This is a genomic window from Kitasatospora sp. NRRL B-11411 (assembly GCF_000721345.1).
Classification (GTDB): domain Bacteria; phylum Actinomycetota; class Actinomycetes; order Streptomycetales; family Streptomycetaceae; genus Kitasatospora; species Kitasatospora cineracea.
On the sequence record NZ_JOGH01000088.1, the window covers coordinates 1 to 16,575 of the forward strand.

General features: G+C 75.0%; 16 protein-coding genes and 1 pseudogene. 12 read left to right on the plus strand and 5 right to left on the minus strand.

Translation table 11 applies throughout. The features are described 5' to 3' along the window. Positions 1–618, minus strand: a pseudogene (locus IH44_RS0128965) (response regulator transcription factor); the annotation flags it as partial. Between the two features lie 352 nt (positions 619–970). On the opposite strand from IH44_RS0128965, the gene IH44_RS46760 reads away from it, so the two are divergent. The 8 genes from IH44_RS46760 (at position 971) to IH44_RS0129000 (ending at position 8,601) form a co-directional block, all read left to right on the plus strand. After that, positions 971–1,150: a hypothetical protein gene (locus IH44_RS46760; protein ID WP_157852502.1), complete on the plus strand. Its 180-nt coding sequence runs from the start codon at positions 971–973 to the stop codon at positions 1,148–1,150. After that, positions 1,147–2,091, plus strand: a complete 945-nt coding sequence (locus IH44_RS0128970) for an ABC transporter permease (protein WP_030462711.1) — start codon at positions 1,147–1,149, stop codon at positions 2,089–2,091. The genes IH44_RS46760 and IH44_RS0128970 overlap by 4 nt, the downstream gene beginning before the upstream one ends. Positions 2,092–2,097: 6 nt before the next feature. Continuing rightward, positions 2,098–2,985 (plus strand): ABC transporter permease, encoded by an 888-nt coding sequence (locus tag IH44_RS0128975; protein ID WP_051817454.1) that lies wholly within the window; start codon positions 2,098–2,100, stop codon positions 2,983–2,985. After that, the gene (locus IH44_RS0128980; RefSeq protein ID WP_051817456.1) at positions 2,982–3,944 is read left to right on the plus strand and encodes an ATP-binding cassette domain-containing protein; all 963 of its coding nucleotides are present in this window, start codon (positions 2,982–2,984) and stop codon (positions 3,942–3,944) included. Before IH44_RS0128975 ends, IH44_RS0128980 begins: the two co-directional genes overlap by 4 nt. Continuing rightward, a complete protein-coding gene (locus tag IH44_RS0128985) occupies positions 3,941–4,768 on the plus strand; it encodes an ABC transporter ATP-binding protein (protein ID WP_051817458.1) in 828 nt (275 codons plus the stop codon). Before IH44_RS0128980 ends, IH44_RS0128985 begins: the two co-directional genes overlap by 4 nt. Next, positions 4,765–6,372 (plus strand): ABC transporter substrate-binding protein, encoded by a 1,608-nt coding sequence (locus IH44_RS0128990; RefSeq protein WP_030462715.1) that lies wholly within the window; start codon positions 4,765–4,767, stop codon positions 6,370–6,372. Before IH44_RS0128985 ends, IH44_RS0128990 begins: the two co-directional genes overlap by 4 nt. Positions 6,373–6,409: 37 nt before the next feature. Then, complete coding sequence (locus tag IH44_RS0128995) at positions 6,410–7,432, plus strand: LLM class F420-dependent oxidoreductase (RefSeq protein WP_051817460.1); 1,023 nt, start codon at positions 6,410–6,412, stop codon at positions 7,430–7,432. An 83-nt stretch (positions 7,433–7,515) separates the two neighbouring features. After that, entirely contained in the window at positions 7,516–8,601 is a 1,086-nt protein-coding gene (locus IH44_RS0129000; RefSeq protein ID WP_030462717.1) for an LLM class flavin-dependent oxidoreductase, read from the plus strand. A gap of 22 nt (positions 8,602–8,623) precedes the next feature. Here the strand turns inward: IH44_RS0129000 and IH44_RS0129005 are convergent, their stop codons facing one another. Then, on the minus strand, positions 8,624–9,559 hold the full coding sequence (locus IH44_RS0129005) for a LysR family transcriptional regulator (RefSeq protein WP_030462718.1): 936 nt from the start codon (positions 9,557–9,559) through the stop codon (positions 8,624–8,626). Positions 9,560–9,717: 158 nt separating this feature from the next. On the opposite strand from IH44_RS0129005, the gene IH44_RS0129010 reads away from it, so the two are divergent. Then, on the plus strand, positions 9,718–11,148 hold the full coding sequence (locus IH44_RS0129010) for an MFS transporter (protein WP_035956718.1): 1,431 nt from the start codon (positions 9,718–9,720) through the stop codon (positions 11,146–11,148). Positions 11,149–11,268: 120 nt separating this feature from the next. Here IH44_RS0129010 and IH44_RS49830 read toward each other — a convergent pair whose 3' ends face one another. Together IH44_RS49830 and IH44_RS0129020 are read right to left on the minus strand one after the other, a co-directional pair. After that, on the minus strand, positions 11,269–11,412 hold the full coding sequence (locus IH44_RS49830) for a DUF397 domain-containing protein (RefSeq protein ID WP_327059426.1): 144 nt from the start codon (positions 11,410–11,412) through the stop codon (positions 11,269–11,271). Then, positions 11,402–12,325 carry a helix-turn-helix transcriptional regulator gene (locus tag IH44_RS0129020; RefSeq protein ID WP_051817464.1) on the minus strand — a complete coding sequence of 308 codons (924 nt, stop codon included), beginning with the start codon at positions 12,323–12,325 and terminating at the stop codon, positions 11,402–11,404. The genes IH44_RS49830 and IH44_RS0129020 overlap by 11 nt, the downstream gene beginning before the upstream one ends. 426 nt (positions 12,326–12,751) lie before the next feature. Here IH44_RS0129020 and IH44_RS0129030 point away from each other — a divergent pair, with 426 nt between their 5' ends. From IH44_RS0129030 to IH44_RS0129040, 3 genes are all read left to right on the plus strand, one after another. Further along, complete coding sequence (locus tag IH44_RS0129030) at positions 12,752–13,279, plus strand: DUF6879 family protein (RefSeq protein WP_107066648.1); 528 nt, start codon at positions 12,752–12,754, stop codon at positions 13,277–13,279. Further along, positions 13,276–14,106 (plus strand): helix-turn-helix transcriptional regulator, encoded by an 831-nt coding sequence (locus tag IH44_RS0129035; protein ID WP_035956720.1) that lies wholly within the window; start codon positions 13,276–13,278, stop codon positions 14,104–14,106. The genes IH44_RS0129030 and IH44_RS0129035 overlap by 4 nt, the downstream gene beginning before the upstream one ends. 196 nt (positions 14,107–14,302) lie before the next feature. Further along, the gene (locus IH44_RS0129040) at positions 14,303–15,493 is read left to right on the plus strand and encodes an rRNA adenine N-6-methyltransferase family protein (RefSeq protein ID WP_081967190.1); all 1,191 of its coding nucleotides are present in this window, start codon (positions 14,303–14,305) and stop codon (positions 15,491–15,493) included. Positions 15,494–15,506: 13 nt separating this feature from the next. Here IH44_RS0129040 and IH44_RS0129045 read toward each other — a convergent pair whose 3' ends face one another. After that, on the minus strand, positions 15,507–16,508 hold the full coding sequence (locus IH44_RS0129045; RefSeq protein ID WP_081967191.1) for a sigma-70 family RNA polymerase sigma factor: 1,002 nt from the start codon (positions 16,506–16,508) through the stop codon (positions 15,507–15,509). Positions 16,509–16,575: the final 67 nt, after the last annotated feature.

Genomic DNA, 16,575 nt, shown 5'->3' on the forward strand with positions numbered 1-16,575 from the left:
GGTGGGGTGCGGGCGGACGGGGGTGGGGGCGGGGAGGAAGAGGGTGCCGCCGGCGGCGGCGAGGCGGACGGCGTCGACGATCCGTTCGGGGGGCAGGTCGAGCGGGAAGCCGCCGCTGGCGCCCGCCAGCAGGATGCGGCTGGCCTCGGTGGTGGTCTCGGCCCGGCGCAGCAGCAGGACCCGGGCGTCGGGCGCCCCGTCGGGGCGGCGCAGGGCGGCGACGGCGGCCAGGTCGGTGTCGAGGTCGGTGCCGCGTCCGAGCAGGACCAGGTCGGGGCGGGCGCGGTGGACCGAGCGGACGGCGTGCGCCGGGTCGGTGGCGGAGCCGATCACGGCGAGGTCGGCGGCGGTGGCCAGGACGCTGCGCAGTCCGGCGCTGACCACCGGGTTCCGTTCGACCAGGAAGACCCGGGTGGCGGCGGTGCGGTGGGCGGGGCCGGTGGGGCAGAGCGGGTGGCCGCAGGCGCAGGCCGGTTCGGGGGCGGTGCGGGCGGCGTCGGTGAGCAGCTGGTGGCCGGCCAGCAGGTCCAGCGGGTTGTCGATCTCGGTGTGCAGGGCGTCCTGCGGGTGCGCGCGGTGGCGCAGTACCCGGGCGGAGCCGCGGGTCAGCGCGGGCACGGGGCCTCCCGGCGGGAGGGCGTGGCGGGGTGCGGGTGCATGGCGGATCGGTCCCCTCGAAGGCGGCGGAGGCGCGGAGCGGGGGATCGGCGGCGGTACGCGGACGGGCGCCGACCCCGCGGAGGGCGGGCGGGGCGCCGGGGGCCGGGTCAGGGCCGGGGGCGGCGCACCGTGCCGGGGCGACACGTCTCGTCGAAGCACCTGCGGTGCCACGAGCCGCCGATTCCCCAGAGGGTGAAGTCGGTCCGCCGATAAGCCATAGGGAAATCCTATTTCCGCCGTTGAGGGACGGTCAAGGACGGTCCACCGCCCGGACATCGCCCCCACCGCGCCACCCGGCACCCCCGCTCCTATGACCACGGGTAACAGCACGAACGCCTGGCTGGCTGCCCCGCGCACCGTCCGCGAGCCTCGGTCCGGACAAGCCCCGGGCGGCGCCGGCCGCGCCCCCGCCGTCCGAACCGGAGGACCCCGCACCATGCCCGCCGCCACCGCCGACCCGGCCGCCACCGCCGACCCGGCCGCCCCGTGACCCGTTTCCTGCGGCGCCGCCTGCTGCTCGCCGTCCCCACGCTGCTCGGCGTGAGCGTCGTCGTGTTCGCCACCGTCGCGCTCGTCCCCGGCGACCCCGTCACCGCGTTCCTCGGCCCCGGCGCACCCGCCGAGGCCCGGCAGGCCCTCGCCGAACGGATCGGCCTCGACCGGCCGCTGCCCGTCCGCTACCTCGACTGGCTCGGCCACGCCCTCACCGGCGACCTCGGCACCTCCGTCTCCACCCAGCGCCCGGTCGCCGACCTGCTGCTGCCCGCCCTCGGCCAGACCCTGGTGCTGGCCGGTGCCGCCTTCGCGCTCGTGCTGGCCGGCGGCGTCCTGCTCGGCACCCTCGGCGCGCTGCGCCCGCACGGCTGGACCAAGCGCCTCACCGGCGCCGCCGCCACCCTCGCCGTCTCCGCGCCCCAGTACTCGGTCGCCCTGCTGCTCACCGCCGTGTTCGCCGTGCACTGGCACCTGCTGCCCGCGAGCGGCACCCAGGACGCCTTCACCGGCGGCGGCCCCGCCGACCAGCTGCGCCACCTGGTGCTGCCCGCCACCGCCGCCGCCCTCGTCCCGCTCGGCCTCACCGCCCGGGTCCACCGCGCCGCGCTCACCACCGTCCTGGGCTCCGACCTCGCCGACGGCCTGCGCGCCCGCGGCCTCGGCCGCGCCGCCGTCCTGCGGCACTGCGCGCACAACGCCTCGCCCGCGCTGCTCACCATCGGCGGCCTGCAACTCGCCTACCTGCTGGAGGGCGTGGTCTTCGTCGAGACCCTGTTCGCCCGCCCCGGCCTCGGCCGCCTGCTGTACGACGCGCTCACCGCCCGCGACCTGCCCCTCGTGCAGGGCGGCGTGCTGCTCGTCGCCACCGCCTTCGTCGGCGTCAACCTGCTGGTCGACGCCGCCCACGCCGCGATCGACCCCCGAGTGCGGAGCTGACCCGCGATGACGACCACCACCACGACGACCACCGCGGGACGCGTCCCCGGCGCCGCCCGCCGACTTCTCGCCGCCGTCCGGCGCGCCCCCGGCACGGCGCTGGCCGCCGCCGGGGCCCTGCTGCCCGTCCTGCTGGCCCTCGCCGCGCCGCTGCTCGCCCCCGCCGACCCCACCGCCGGACACCTCGCCGACCGGCTGCTCGACCCCGGCGCCCCCGGCCACCCGCTCGGCACCGACAGCCAGGGCCGCGACCTGCTCAGCCGCCTGCTCTGGGCCGCCCGCCCCTCGCTCGTCGCCGGACTGCTCCCGGTCGCCGTCGCCGCCCTGGCCGGCGCGCTGATCGGCATCACCGCCGCGCTGGCCGGCCGCGCCACCGAACAGGCCCTGCTGCGCGGCCTGGACGTGCTGTACGCCTTCCCCGGCGTGCTGCTCGCCATCGCCGTCGCCACCCTGCTCACCCCCGGCCCCGGCGCCACCGTGCTGGCCCTGTCGGTGGTGCTGACCCCGGCCGTCGCCCGGGTCGCGTTCACCGAGACCCGCCGGATCCGGGCCGCCGAGTACCTGGAGGCCGCGACCGTCTCCGGCGCGACCCGCCCCGCCCTGATCCTCCGTCAGGTGCTGCCCGTGGTCGCCCCCGTGGTCCTGGTCTACGCGACCTCGCTGGTCGGCCTCGCCGTGGTCTACGCCGCCGGCCTGTCCTTCCTCGGCCTCGGCGTCGCCCCGCCCGCCCCCGAGTGGGGCGCCATGCTCGACGAACTGCGCCCCGCGCTGTTCACCCACCCCTGGCTCGCCGCCCTCCCCGCCCTGGTGATCCTCGCCGTCTCGGTGGCCTTCAACACCCTCGGCGAGAGCCTGCGGACCCGCCTCGGCACCGGAACGGAGGCCGCCCGGTGAGCGGCAGCAGCCTGCTGACGGTCGAAGGACTGACGGTCGAACACCCCGGCGGCGTCCGGGCCCTCGACGGCGTCGACCTCCGCCTCGCAGCCGGAGCGGCCCTGGTCCTGCTCGGCGAGTCCGGCAGCGGCAAGACCACCCTGGCCCGGGCCGTCCTCGGCCTCACCCCGCGCACCGGCACCGTCCGCGGCTCGATCCGCCTCGACGGCACCGAACTGCTCGGCCGCACCGAACGCGACTGGACCCGGATCCGCGGCCGCCGCATCGGCTACGTCCCGCAGGACCCCTCCGCCACCCTCGACCCGCTGCGCCGGATCGGCGCCCAACTCGCCGAAGTCCTGCGCGTGCACGGCCTCGCCGGCACCCGCCGGGCCGCCCGCGCCGCCGCCCTCCCGCTGCTCGCCGCGGCCGGCCTCCCCGACCCCGAACGCGCCGCCCACGCCCACCCGCACGAACTCTCCGGCGGCCTGCGCCAACGCGCCGCCCTCGCCCTCGCCATGGCCGGCGGCCCCGAACTCCTGATCGCCGACGAACCCACCACTGCCCTCGACACCCTCGTCCGGGCCCGCGTCCTCGACCTCTTCACCGCCCTGCGCACCGAACGCGGCCTCGCCCTCCTCCTCGTCACCCACGACCTCGCCGCCGCCGCCCGCATCGGCGGCACCGTCGCCGTCCTCGCCCACGGCCGCCTCACCGCGACCGGCCCGGCCGAGGAACTGCTGGTGCCGGAGAGCAGCAGCCCCGCCGGGGCACCGGGCAACGGCGGCCCCGGGCCACGGCCGGAGAGCCCCGTCAGGGGCTCGGGGAACGGCGAGTCCGTGCTGCTGCCGGTCGGAGCCCAGCGGAAAGCCCGTGCTGCTTCCGGCCGGGACGGCAACCCCGAGCCGACGCCGCACCCCGCCCCCGAACCGCCGCACCCCGCGCCCCTGGCCGTCCCCCCGAGGGAGTCCTCCCGATGAGCGCCCTGCTGCGGCTCGACGCCGTCTCCAAGAGCTACGCCCACCGCCCCGCCGTCACCGACGTCACCCTCGAGGTGCACGCGGGCGAGAGCGTCGCACTGGTCGGCGAGTCCGGGTCCGGGAAGTCGACGCTGGCCCGGCTCGCGCTCGGACTGGTGCGCCCCGACGCGGGCACGGTCTCCTTCGAGGGCCGCGACCCCGCCCGCCTGCGGGCCAGGGCCGACCGGGACGTCCGGGCCAGGCTGCAGTTCGTGCCGCAGCACCCGCGCGGTTCGCTGAACCCGGCGCTGCGCTCCGGCGAGGCCGTCGGCTTCGCGCTGCGCGCCCACGGCGTCCCGCGACGCGAACGCGCCGACCGCACCGCCGAGTTGTTCCGCCGGGTGGGCCTGGCGCCGGAGCTGGCCCGCCGCTTCCCGCGCGAACTGTCCGGCGGCCAGCTGCAACGCGTCGCGGTGGCACGGGCGCTGGCGACCGGACCGGCCCTGGTGGTGTGCGACGAGCCGACCTCCGCGCTGGACCGCGACACCCAGGAACGCCTCCTCGACCTGCTGGCCGAGCTGCGCGAACGCACCGGCACCGCCTACCTGTTCGTCTCCCACGACCTCGCCGCGGTGGCCCGCTTCGCGCACCGCACGCTGGTGCTGCGCACCGGCCGGGTGGTCGAGCAGGGCCGCACCGAGCACCTGTGGACCGCCCCGGACCACCCCTACACCCGCGCCCTGCTGGACGCCTCCGGCCCGCACGTCACCCTCCGCACCACCAAGACCCTTCGCAACGCCGCGCACAGCGCCGAACCGAACGACAAGAACGAGGACCCGACATGACCGAGCACGCCCCCCGCCGCTCCAGAGCCGCCGCCACGGTGGCCGCCGCCGTCCTGCTGGCGGCCACCGGCTGCGCCTCCACCTCCGCGGGCGGCGACGCCGCGGGCGCCGGCGGCGGGACGCTGGTGATCGGCGCGACCGGCAAGCTCCCGAACCTGGACACCGTGATCGGCGGCGCCGGCTTCGAGGGCAAGCGCCTGCTGAGCTTCCAGATCTACGAGGGCCTGACCCGCTACGAGCTGCTCAAGGACACCGACAAGCCGCCGCAGGTCACCGGCGCGCTCGCCGAGTCCTGGCAGGTCGCCCCGGACAAGGTCACCTGGACGTTCGCGCTGCGCAAGGGCGTCAAGTTCCAGGACGGCACGCCCTTCGACGCCGACGCGGTGCTGTTCAACCTGCACCGCTACCTCGACAAGTCCAGCCCGGAGTACACCGACGCGCTGGGCGCCGCCGCCAAGGAGTACGCGGGCGACATCGCGTCCTACCGCAAGACCGACGACACCCACGTCGAACTCGTCACCACCGGCCCGAACGGCCACTTCCCCGAGGACCTGGCGCACGTGCTGATCGCCAGCCCCACCGCCGTCCGCAAGACCGGCACCGCCGACTTCTCCCAGCACCCCGTCGGCACCGGCCCGTTCGGCTTCGTCTCGCAGACCGAGGGCCAGCAGGTCGAACTGGCCGCCAACAAGGACTACTGGCGCGGCGCCCCCAAGCTCGACCGCCTCGTCGTCAAGGCGCTGCCCGACCCGGCCGCCCGCACCGCCGCGCTGCGCTCCGGCGGCGTCAACTGGATCGAGTACCCGAACCCCGACGACCTGGACGGCCTGAAGGCGGCCGGCGCGCAGATCCTCTCCAACAGCTACGACCACCTCTGGTACTGGATCCTGGACACCACCAAGGGCCCGTGGGCGGACGCCCGGGTCCGGCAGGCCGCCAACTACGCCATCGACCGGCAGGCCATCGCCACCAACCTGCTGCACGGCACCGCCGACCCGGCGTTCCAGGCCGCGCCGCGCGCCACCGCCGCCTACGACCCGGCCGACGACCGGTACGGCCACGACCCGGCGAAGGCCAAGCAGTTGCTCGCCGAGGCCGGCTACCCGAACGGCTTCGCCACCTCGGTGACGGTGCCCACCGGAGGCTCCGGCAACCTGCTGCCGGTGCCGATCACCGAGGCCCTGCAGCGCGACCTGGCGGCCGTCGGCATCAAGGTCGAGATCCGCACCACCGACTGGACCACCCTGATCGGCGCCGAGGCCAAGGGCGAGGTCGCGCTCGGCTCCGACGCGATCGCCCAGTCCACCACGCTGTTCCAGTCCGAGGCGCTGCTGCCGCTGTTCATCGGCTCCAAGAGCCCGTTCTGGACCGGCCACTACGCCAGCCCCAAGGTCGACCAGCTGATCGCCACCGCCGCCGCCGACCCCGACCAGGGGGCCCGGCAGGCCGCCTACCGCACCGCGCTGCGCCAGGTCACCGAGGACGCCCCCTGGCTGTTCGTGGTCAACGACCGCAACCCGCGCGCCCTCGCGCCCACCGTCCACGGACTCGTCCAGCCGCAGTCCTGGTTCCTCGACCTCACCACCGTGTCGGTCGGCAAGTGACCACCCGCACCCGACCGGCAGCGCAGAAAGGCCCCCGATGACCACCGCCCACCCGACCGCCCACCCCACCGCGCCCCCGCCCGCCTGGGGCATCACCCTGCCGCTGCCCGGCCTGACCATCGACCGGCACCGCTTCCTGGTCGAGCGGCTCCCCGACCTCGGCTACGGCGACGTGTGGAGCGCCGAGGGCGGCGGCACCGACGCCTTCACCCCGCTGGCCGCCACCGCCGCCTGGGCCCCGCACCTGCGGATCGCCACCGGCATCGTCCCGGTGCACACCCGCGGGCCCGCCGTGCTCGCCCAGACCGCCGCCACCCTGGCCCAACTCTCCACCGGCGGCGTCCTGCTGGGCATCGGCGCCTCGGTGCCCGCGCACGTCACCGACATCAACGGCATCCCGTTCGACGAGCCGTTCAAGCGCACCCGCGACGTGCTGCGCTTCCTCACCGCCGCGCTGCGCGGCGAGCACGTCGCCGGGGACTTCGACACCTTCTCGATCACCGGCTACCGGCTGCCCCACCCGCCCGCCGACCCGGTCAAGGTGATCCTCGGCGCGCTGCGCCCCGGCATGCTCCGGCTCGGCTTCACCGAGGGGGACGGCGCCATCACCAACCTGCTGCGCGCCCAGGACCTGCCCAAGGTGCTGGACGCGGTCGGCCCGCAGCCGCCCGGCAAGGAACTCGTCGTCAAGGTGTTCGTCTGCCCCACCGAGGACACCGCCTACGCCCACCGGGCCAGCCGCCCCTTCCTGGCCTGGATCCTCAACCGCGAGCCCTACCGCAAGTTCCACCAGTGGCTCGGCAACGGCGAGTTGCTCGCCGAGACGCACAAGCGCTGGGCCGACGGCGACCACGAGGGCGCCCAGCGCGCCCTGCCCGACGAGGTGGTCGACGCGCTGTTCCTGCACGGCTCCCCCGAGGAGTGCCGGGAGCAGATCCTGCGCTACCAGCAGCCCGGCGTCACCGCCATCCAGCTGTACGTCTCGCTGCCGCCCGAGGTGTTCACCAGCCGCACCCGGCTGCTCGACACCCTCGCCCGGCTCGGGCCCGCCGCCCGGTGAGCAGCCCCGCCGACTGTCCCCGGGCGGGCCGCCGCCGCCCGGCGGCCCGCCCACCACCCCACGCCCGCAACGGAGTTGACCCGATGGAGCTCGAACTGCGCGGCGGCGTCCGCGCCGCCCCCGTGGCCGGCCGCACCCCCGCCGAACGCCAGGCCCTGCGCTGGGCCCCCGACCCGCGCGAACGCACCGCCGACCCCGCCCACATCGCCCGCACCGCACGGGAGTTGGAAGAGGACGGACTCGACTCGGCGCTCGTCGTCCAGTCCTCCTCCTGGCCCGACCCGTGGGCCGTCGCCGGCTGGGCGCTGGCCGCCACCACCCGGCTGCGGATCGCCGCCGCCCACCGCATCGGCACCACCGCACCCACCGCCGCCGCCCGCACCCTGGCCACCCTCGACCGGCTCTCCGGCGGCCGGATCAGCGCCCACCTGATCATCGGCTCCAGCGACGCCGACGTCGCCCGCGACGGCGACACCCTCCCCAAGGCCGAACGCTACCGCCGCGCCGACGAGTACCTCTCGCTGCTCACCCGCTACCTCGCCGCCGAGGACGACCTCGACCACCACGGCGAGTACTACACCGTCCGCGCCGCCCGCACCGGCCTGCGCCCCGCCCCCGGCAGCGAACTGCTCTCCTTCGGCGGCTCCTCCCCGGCCGGCGTCGACCTCGCCGCCCGCTACGCCCAGGTCTACGCCGTCCCGCCCCGCCCGCTGCCCGACACCCGGCTGCGGATCGCCCAGGCCCGCGCCGCCGCCGCCCGGCACGGCCGCACCCTGCGGATCTGGCGGCACGTCACCGTCGTCCTCGCCGACACCGACACCGCCGCCCAGCAGCACCTGCGCCGCCTGCGCCGCGACGCCCTGCGCCTGACCTCCGGCCCCGACGCCCCCCGCTACCTGGACGCCGTCGCCCTCGACCGCGACCGCGAACGCGGCACCGCCGACCCCGCCACCGACCCCGCGCAGGTCGCCGCCTACATCCGCCGCTCCCTCGCCGGCGCCCACACCGGCTCCCCGGCCACCGTCGCCGCCCGGATCAACCTGCTGCGCGCCGCCGGCGTCGACATCGTCCAACTCGACCTCCCGGTCGAGACCGACCACGACCGCGAGCTGCGCCGCGCCCTGGTCGCCCACCTCCGCGACCCGGCCCCGCCCCGCCGCGCCTGGTAGGCCCGGCGGGGCCGGCCGGGGCTCACACCGGCGCCGCCGTCCGCGGGGCCTCCCGTGCCATCTCCCGCGCCATCTCCCGCGCCGCCGCGCGGGCCGCGCCCGCGAAGGCGTCCAGGGCGCCGGTGGTGTTCCCGGCACGCCAGACCAGGCCGTAGCCGACCGGCTCCGCGTCGGCGACGGGAACGTACGCGACGCCCGGCCGGGCGAAGTAGGCCGCCGTGTGCGCGGCGGTGAGCAGGGCGCCCCGGCCGCCGGCGACCAGCACCAGGGCCTCCTGCAACTGGGTCACGGCGGGGCCGGGGGCGATGGGCCGGCCGCTCGGGGTGCGGGCGGGGGCGTAGTGCTCCCGCAGGTGGGCGGGCAGCTCGCCCTCGACCGTGAGCAGCGGGACGCCGGCGAGGTCCTCCAGCCAGACGGTGCCGCGGACGGCGAGCGGGTGCGCGGACGGCACCGCGAGGACGCGCCCCTCGGTGAGGAGGGCCGAGCCGCCGCCCAGGTCGTCCTCCCGGACCGGGAGCTCCTGGAGCTGGACGTCGAACCCGCCGTCGCGCAGCCGCCCGTACGGATCGGCCATCGGCACCTCGCAGATCTCCACCGCGAGGCCGGGGTGGCTGCCCCGCAGCGCCTGCGTCGCCCGCATCACGAGCTCGCCGGTGAGCGGGTTGGCGAAGCCGACGTGCAGGACGGTGTCGATGCCGCGCGCGGTGGCGACGGCGCGCGCCAGGGCGGCGTCCATCGCCCGGTGGTGCGGTTCGAGGTCGGCGCGCAGCCGGCGGCCGATCGCCGACAGGGCGACGCGGCGGCTGGTGCGGACGAACAGCGGTGCCCCGACCCGCCGTTCGAGGCGCTGGACCAGCTGGCTGACCCGGGCGCGGGAGAGCCCCATCCGCTCGGCGGTGCGGCCGAAGTGCAGCTCCTCGGCGAGCAGGAGGAAGCACTCGACCTCGTCGCGTTCCATCGGTCCTCCCGGATGAGCCGGATCGGTAAGCCCCGCTGAACGAACGTCCAGATCTTCGCCGTTGTTCCGTCCGCGCCCCCTGGCCGAAGGTGGACGAGCGGCCGCCCGACGGGCGGCACTCCTCCATCCCCCCTCCCACCGCCAGGAGTTGACCTGCCATGCGTACGACCGAGGCGCCACCCGCCGCCCTCAGCACCCGGGAACGGGCCATGCTGCTCGTCCTGTGCGGCGCGATCTTCCTGGAGGGCATCGACGTCGCCATGCTGAACGTGGCGCTGCCCGCCATCCGCGCGGACCTCGGCCTGTCCACCGGCACCCTGCAGTGGGTGATGAGCGCCTACGTCCTCGGCTACGGCGGCTTCATGCTGATCGGCGGCCGGGCGGCGGACCTCTTCGGGCGGCGCCGGATGTTCGTGGGCTGGCTCGCGGTGTTCCTGGTCTTCTCCGGACTCGGCGGACTGGCCTCCGAGGGCTGGCAGCTGATCGCCGCCCGCTTCGTGACCGGTGCCGCGGCGGCCTTCATGACCCCGGCCGGGCTCTCCGTCATCACCACCGGCTTCGCGGAGGGCCCGCGCCGCAACCGGGCCCTGCTCCTCTACTCCGGCACGGCCGCCGGCGGCTTCTCGGTCGGCCTGGTGGCGGGCGGGCTGCTCGCCTCGGCCGACTGGCGGTGGGTGTTCTTCGCGCCGGTGGTCCTCTCCGCGCTGATCCTGGCCGGCGCACTGGCCTCCGTACCGAAGTCGCCGCGCCCCGACCGGACCGGGCAGCGCCTCGACCTGGCCGGCGGCCTGACCGTCACCGCGGCCGTCCTGCTCCTGGTCCTGGGCGTCGAACGGGCGGCCCACGCCCCGGCGCTGGCGACCACCCTCACCCTGGGCGCGGGCCTGGCCGCCCTCGCCGCCTTCGTCGCCGTCGAACGCCGCGCGGCCGCGCCCCTGGTCCGGCTCGGCGTCCTCCGCAGCGCCGCCCTGGTCCGGGCCAACCTCACCGCCCTGCTCTTCGCCGCCGGATTCTTCGGCTTCCAGTTCCTGGTCGTCCTCTACCTCCAGGAACTGCGCGGCTGGTCCACCCTGCAGACCAGCTTCGCGATGATCGTCATCGGCGTCGACGCGGTCCTCTCGCCGACCGTCGTCCCCAAGCTGGTCGACCGCTTCGGCAACGCCCGCCTGATCTTCGGCGGCCTGGTCCTCGCCGCCCTCTCGTACGCGCTCTTCCTGCCGGTCGGCGCCGACTGGACCTACCTCGCGATGCTCCCGAGCCTGCTGCTGCTCGGTGTCGCCTTCGCCCTGACGTACGGTCCGCTGACCATCGCGGCGACGGAGGGGGTCGCGGAGGAGGAACAGGGGCTGGCCGGCGGGCTCCTCTACACCGCGTTCCAGTTCGGCGCGGCACTCGGCCTCTCGGCGGCCGCCGCGGTCGACGTCGCCGCCACCGCGTCGGATGCGGCCGCCGCACGCCTCGACGGGTACCAGGCCGCCCTGTGGGTGCCGTTCGCCGCGGCCCTGGGCGCGGCGCTGGTCAGCGCCTTCGGAACGCGGTCGCCCAAGGACCGCCCGGCCCCGGAGCCCGAACCCGCCACCGTCGGATAACCCACGACCGGCCCCGGCCCCGGCCCGGAAACGAACGCCCACCGCTCCCCGGAGGCCCGGACCCCCGGGGAGCGGTGGGCGTTCCCTTCGGGGGCCGCCGGGCTCAGACCTCCGCCGGGCTCAGACCTCCCCGAAGACCCCGCGCGCGACGGCCGCCGTGAACTCCCGCCACACGGCAGGGGCGAGGCCGAGTGCCGGGCCCGCGGGGTTCTTGCTGTCGCGGACGAAGACCAGGCCGTGGGCGGCCTCGAAGTCACGCGTCACCTCGACGCACTCTCCGCCGCCCCCGCTGTAGCTGGACTTGTGCCATGCGGCGGCGCGCAGCGCCGCGGTGCTGGGACTGGTCACCATGCTGGAATCCCTCCCGGATCTTGCGGATCATGGCCGCCGAGTCCGCCTGGGACAGGGCCTCCACCTGGAGGAGATCGTAATCCGTCGTCCACGTGGCCACGGTGTCGGGATCCCTTGTCAGATAACCCCGTTGGGGCGTCTCGGTATACCCCAGCAACTCGTGGTCCGGCATGGAGAGCAACCCCAGGAAGTGGGTGAAGGGCCGGAGCGTTCCCCGATCGAACGGCATCACCTGGAGCACCACCTTCGGATGGTCCACCAGGGCCAGCAGGTGGTCGAGTTGCCGAACCATCACCTGCGGGCCGCCGATCACGGTGTGCAGACAGCTCTCGTCCAGGACGAGGTGCAGCCGGGGCCCGTCCGGCTGCTCGAACGAAGCCTGCCGGACCAGTACGACCCGCACCCGCTCCTCGGCCTGCTCCGCGGTGATGCTGCCGCGCGCCACGTAGCCCGCCTCCACCGCCGAGGCGTACTCCTCGGTCTGCGCCAACCCCGGCACCATGCCGGCCTTGAACAGGCGGACCAACCGGGCCTTCGCCTCCAGCACGATGTACTCCGGGAAGCCCTCCACCAGCGTGGTGTGCCCCAGCAGGAACCAGGTGCTCTCCAACGTCCCCATGCCGCCGAGCGCCTGGTCCGCGGCCCGGGCGAACCCGGCGGGCGGCACCCGCTTCCCGTTCTCGATCAACGAGATGTAGGCGCCGGTGTACCTGACCAGGGCCCCCAGCTCGTCCTGGCTGAGGCGCGCCCGCTTGCGCAGCTCGCGCAACTGCCAGCCGAAGGCCGCAAGCGGACTTGACGAAGGATCAAGTGTGTTGATTCGCAAGCTGGTTCACCCACTCCAACAAGCCGAGGCACTGGTCTGAACTGCCGCAGATCGTAACTGCCCACCTGGAACCCCACACCTCGTTGCGAAAAAATCCGACAACCCGTCAATCCCGGCACGCCCCAGGAGCCGGGGGCGTGCGCCCTCCCCGGCCGGGGCGGTTTCCAGTTCCGGAAAGCGAGGGGCCTTGACCCTGTGACCGCCGGGTCGGAAACATCGAGTGCGGCATCCGTCAACGAGGGGGGACGACTGTGAGGTTGGAAGTACTGCTGAGCTCGTGCGACGAGGGCGACTGTCCTACGCTCTACCGCACGGACCGGGGAACGCTGGCCGTGCAGGGGGAGCGGATCACCGACCACGGCCGCGAAATCCCCGGGCACGAAACCATGGTGGAGATTCCCGTGGAGCTGATCCGGAAGGCGGTCCGTGATCGGCTCGTCTAAGACCCTCGGTGACATGTTCGCCGGGTTCAGGAGCGAAGCGTTCCGGCTGGAAGCCCTGGACGACTACAGCAGGTCCGGTGGCGTGGAGGCTTACCGGGCGTTCCTGGCGGGCGAGGAGCAGCCCGAGGAGTACCGGAACTCCTCCTGGGTGACCACGGTCGGAGAGGCCGTACGTTCCGGTAGGAGGATGTACCGGGTGCATGTGCTGTCGCGGCCGCTGACCGACTACCTGCGTTTCGAGCTGTCCTGGGGATACCGCCGCAACATGGCGGCCGGGGAAGAGTTCTTCATCCTCGACACCACTGAACGGGAGAACCCGCTTCGGGGCGTGCCCGACTTCTGGCTCTTCGACGGCGAGGAGGTCGCGGTCATGAACTACGACGGCGCCGGCGGATACCTGGGAGCCGACTTCTACGGGGGAGACCGCGCCCCGGAGTTCGAGGCGTACCGGGACGCGGCACTCGCGCAGGCCGTGCCGTTCGCCGATTGGTGGGCCGAGTTCGGCGAATGAACAGGTCGGAGTTGGGACCGGCGCTGCGGGTGCTGCGGGAGGCTTCCGGCAAGGAGGCCAAGACGGTGGCTCGCGGCGCCGTCATGTCGGCGAGCAAACTGAGCAAGATCGAGAACGGGCGGACGGTAGTGTCCGTCGCCGACGTGGACCGGATCCTCACCGCGATCGGAGTGTCGGAGGAGGTGAAGGCCGAGTACCTGGCCGCCGCCCGTGCGGAAGCGACCGAGGCGACGGCCTGGCGGCTGTACCGGCGGTTGGGGTACCACCGCAAGCAGCGGCAGATCAAGGCGATGGACAGCACCACGACGCTGCTGCGGGTTTTCCAGACGTCCCTGGTCCCCGGACTCCTGCAGACCCCGGAGTTCGCGCGGGCGGTGTTCGCCAGGAGGGACCTCGGGGAGGAACAGCTGTCCCGTGCCGTCCGTGGCCGCCTCGACCGGCAGGTGGTCCTCTACGATCCGGCCAGGACGCTGCAGTTCGTGATCCTGGAATCCGTTCTCCGGTGGGGCCTGGTACCGGCTGCGGTGATGGCCGAACAGTTGGACAGGATCGTCTCCGTTTCCAGGTTGCCCGGCGTCGATGTGCGAGTGGTGCCGCTCGCCGGTTTCCGTGAGGACGTGCCAGGCCATTCGTTCGTCGTCCGGGACGACAGGTTGGTGACGGTGGAAACCGTCCACGCGGAACTGGTGGTGACCGATCCCCGGGACGTGGAGCTCTACGTGCGGAAGTTCGAGGGGTTCTCGTCGGCTGCTTCGGCGGGGGAGGACATGCGCAGCATGGTCGAGGGCATCCGGGACGAGTTCTTGCGGGAACGGGAAACCGGCTAGAACGCCCTCCCGGCCGTCCCTACCGTGAAATCCGGTGGCCGTCCGGCTGCCGGTTCCGCCGATGCAGGGAGGTCGTTCGCATGCTCGACGCCGATGGCGGGCACGGGGGTAACCCCGCGCCGATCCAACCGCCGCCGCCTCCGGCCCCGCCGTCGCCGGACGGCAGTGCGCCGCCCGGCAACGGGGGGCACCGGAAGTGACCGATGGCCTCCGGGAGACGGAGGGGGTGGGCCGCTCCGGCTTCGGACCGGGGCGGTTCCTGCTCTCGACCGGGCACCTGTCCCCGGACTGGGTCGACACGTTCGACGCCGTGCCGCGTGCGCTGTTCACTCCGCCGCGGGTCTGGTCGCACGACATGGCGAGCGGCCGCAGCGTGCTGGTGGACCGGGACGCGGACCCGGCGGCCTGGCGGGCCGCGACGGAGGCCGACGTCCCGTTGGTGACGCAGTGGGACGACGGTGCGCACGGCGGGCCCGAACCGGGCGTGGTGCCGACCAGCAGTCTCAGCATGCCGAGCGTCGTCGCGTCGATGCTCCGCGACCTCGACGTGCGGCCGGGACTGCGGGTGCTCGACGTGGGGACGGGCTGCGGCTGGAACACGGGGCTGCTGGCGCACCGTCTCGGTTCGCGGCAGGTCGTCAGCGTCGAGTGCGACCGGGGTGTGTCGGCGCTGGCGGCCGCCCACCTGCAACGGGCCGCTCTGGCGCCGCAACTGCTGGTCGGCGACGGGAAGTTCGGCGGTCCTGACGGCGCCCCGTACGACCGGGTCGTCGTGACGTACGGCGTCCGGGAGATCGCGCAGGCGTGGATCGCGCAGTCCCGGCCGGGCGGCGTCGTCCTCGTGCCCTGGGGCACGGACTTCAGCCCGCTGGACGCCGTGGTCAAGCTCGCGGTGGGGCCGGACGGCACGGCCTGCGGGCGCTTCACCGGGCTGGTGGAGTTCATGAAGGCGCGGGACCAGCGCCTCGCGTTCCCCGAACACGCCGTGTACGTGCCGGAGTTCCCCGGCAGCGCCGACGTCCGGCACCGCACGGCGCTCACCGCCGACGACCTCGGCGACCGCTGGGCCGTGCAGCGGTTCGTCGTCGGGCTGGCGGTACCGGACGTGACGCACCTGGTGCACCGGCAGGAGGACGGCACCGCGGTGGTGTGGTGCTACGGTCTGGCCGACCGGTCGTGGGCGGCGGCGGTGCGGCGGGCCGGGGAGCCGGAGGCCGTCGTGTACCAGGCCGGGCCCCGTCGGCTCTGGCAGCTCGTGGAGCGGGCCCTCGCCTGGTGGCACGGCCGGGGCCGGCCGGGCCCGGGCCGGTTCGGGCTCACCGTCAGGGCGGAGGGCGCCGTGCCGTGGCTGGACGCTCCGGCGCGGGCCGTCCCGCAGTACCGCTGAGAGGTCTGTCCGTTCAGGCCAGGCCGCGGAGCTTGTCGGGGTTGGAGACCGCGTGGATGCCGGAGACCAGGTCGCCGTCCGGGGCGAGGTCCAGGACGAGGACGGCGAAGGGGCGGTCGAAGGCGGAGAGGACGGCGGCGGGGGCGCCGTTGACGTCGCGCCAGGTGAGGTGGAGGGCGGGGGCGGGCCTGGCGGAGAGGGCGGTCAGGAGGCGGGCGACCTTGGCGCGGCCGGTGAGCGGGCGCCGGCCGCCGGGGGCCTTGCCGCCGCCGTCGCCGATCAGGGTGACGTCGGGGGCGAGGAGTTCGAGGAGGGCGGCCAGGTCGCCGCCGAGGGCGGCGGCCAGGAAGCGCTCGGTGACCCGGCGGCGCACGTCCGGGGCGGCCTCGTAGCGGGGGCGGCGGGCCCGGACGTGCTCGCGGGCCCGTTTCACCAACTGCCGTACCGCGGCCGGGTTGCGGCCCAGGATCACGGCGATCTCCGCCCCGCTGTACCCGAACACCTCGTGCAGGACGAACGCCGAGCGCTCCAGCGGCGAGAGCGTCTCCAGCACCACCAGCAGCGCCATCGACACCGACTCGGCCCGCTCGGCGGCGAGCGCCACGTCCTGCGCCGCGCCGTCCGTCCCGCCGCCCGCCGCGGCCGCCGGGCCGAACAGCGGCTCGGGCAGCCACGGGCCGACGTACGTCTCGCGGCGCCGGCTGACCGCGGCCTGCTGGGCCAGCGCCCGGTTCACCGCGATCCGCACCAGGTACGCCTTCGGGTGCTCGACCGCCCCGGCCGTGGGGGAGGCGGTCCGGGCCGCCCAGGCCAGCCAGGTGTCCTGGAGGACGTCCTCGGTGTCGGCGACGCTGCCGAGCAGGTTGTAGACCAGGGCGAAGAGCAGCTCCCGGTGCTCCGCGTACTCCCGCGTCGCCCGCTCCGAGACGGCGGCAGGGGCAGAAGTAGGAGCAGGGGCAGAGGTAGGGGCAGGTGACGCCGCCTCGTCCGCCGGCCGTGCCGGATGCCCGCTCATCGTGGCTCTCCTGCCGCCGTGGTCGCCGCGGTCGCCGTGCCGCTCGTGGCCGGGATCATACCGGTGT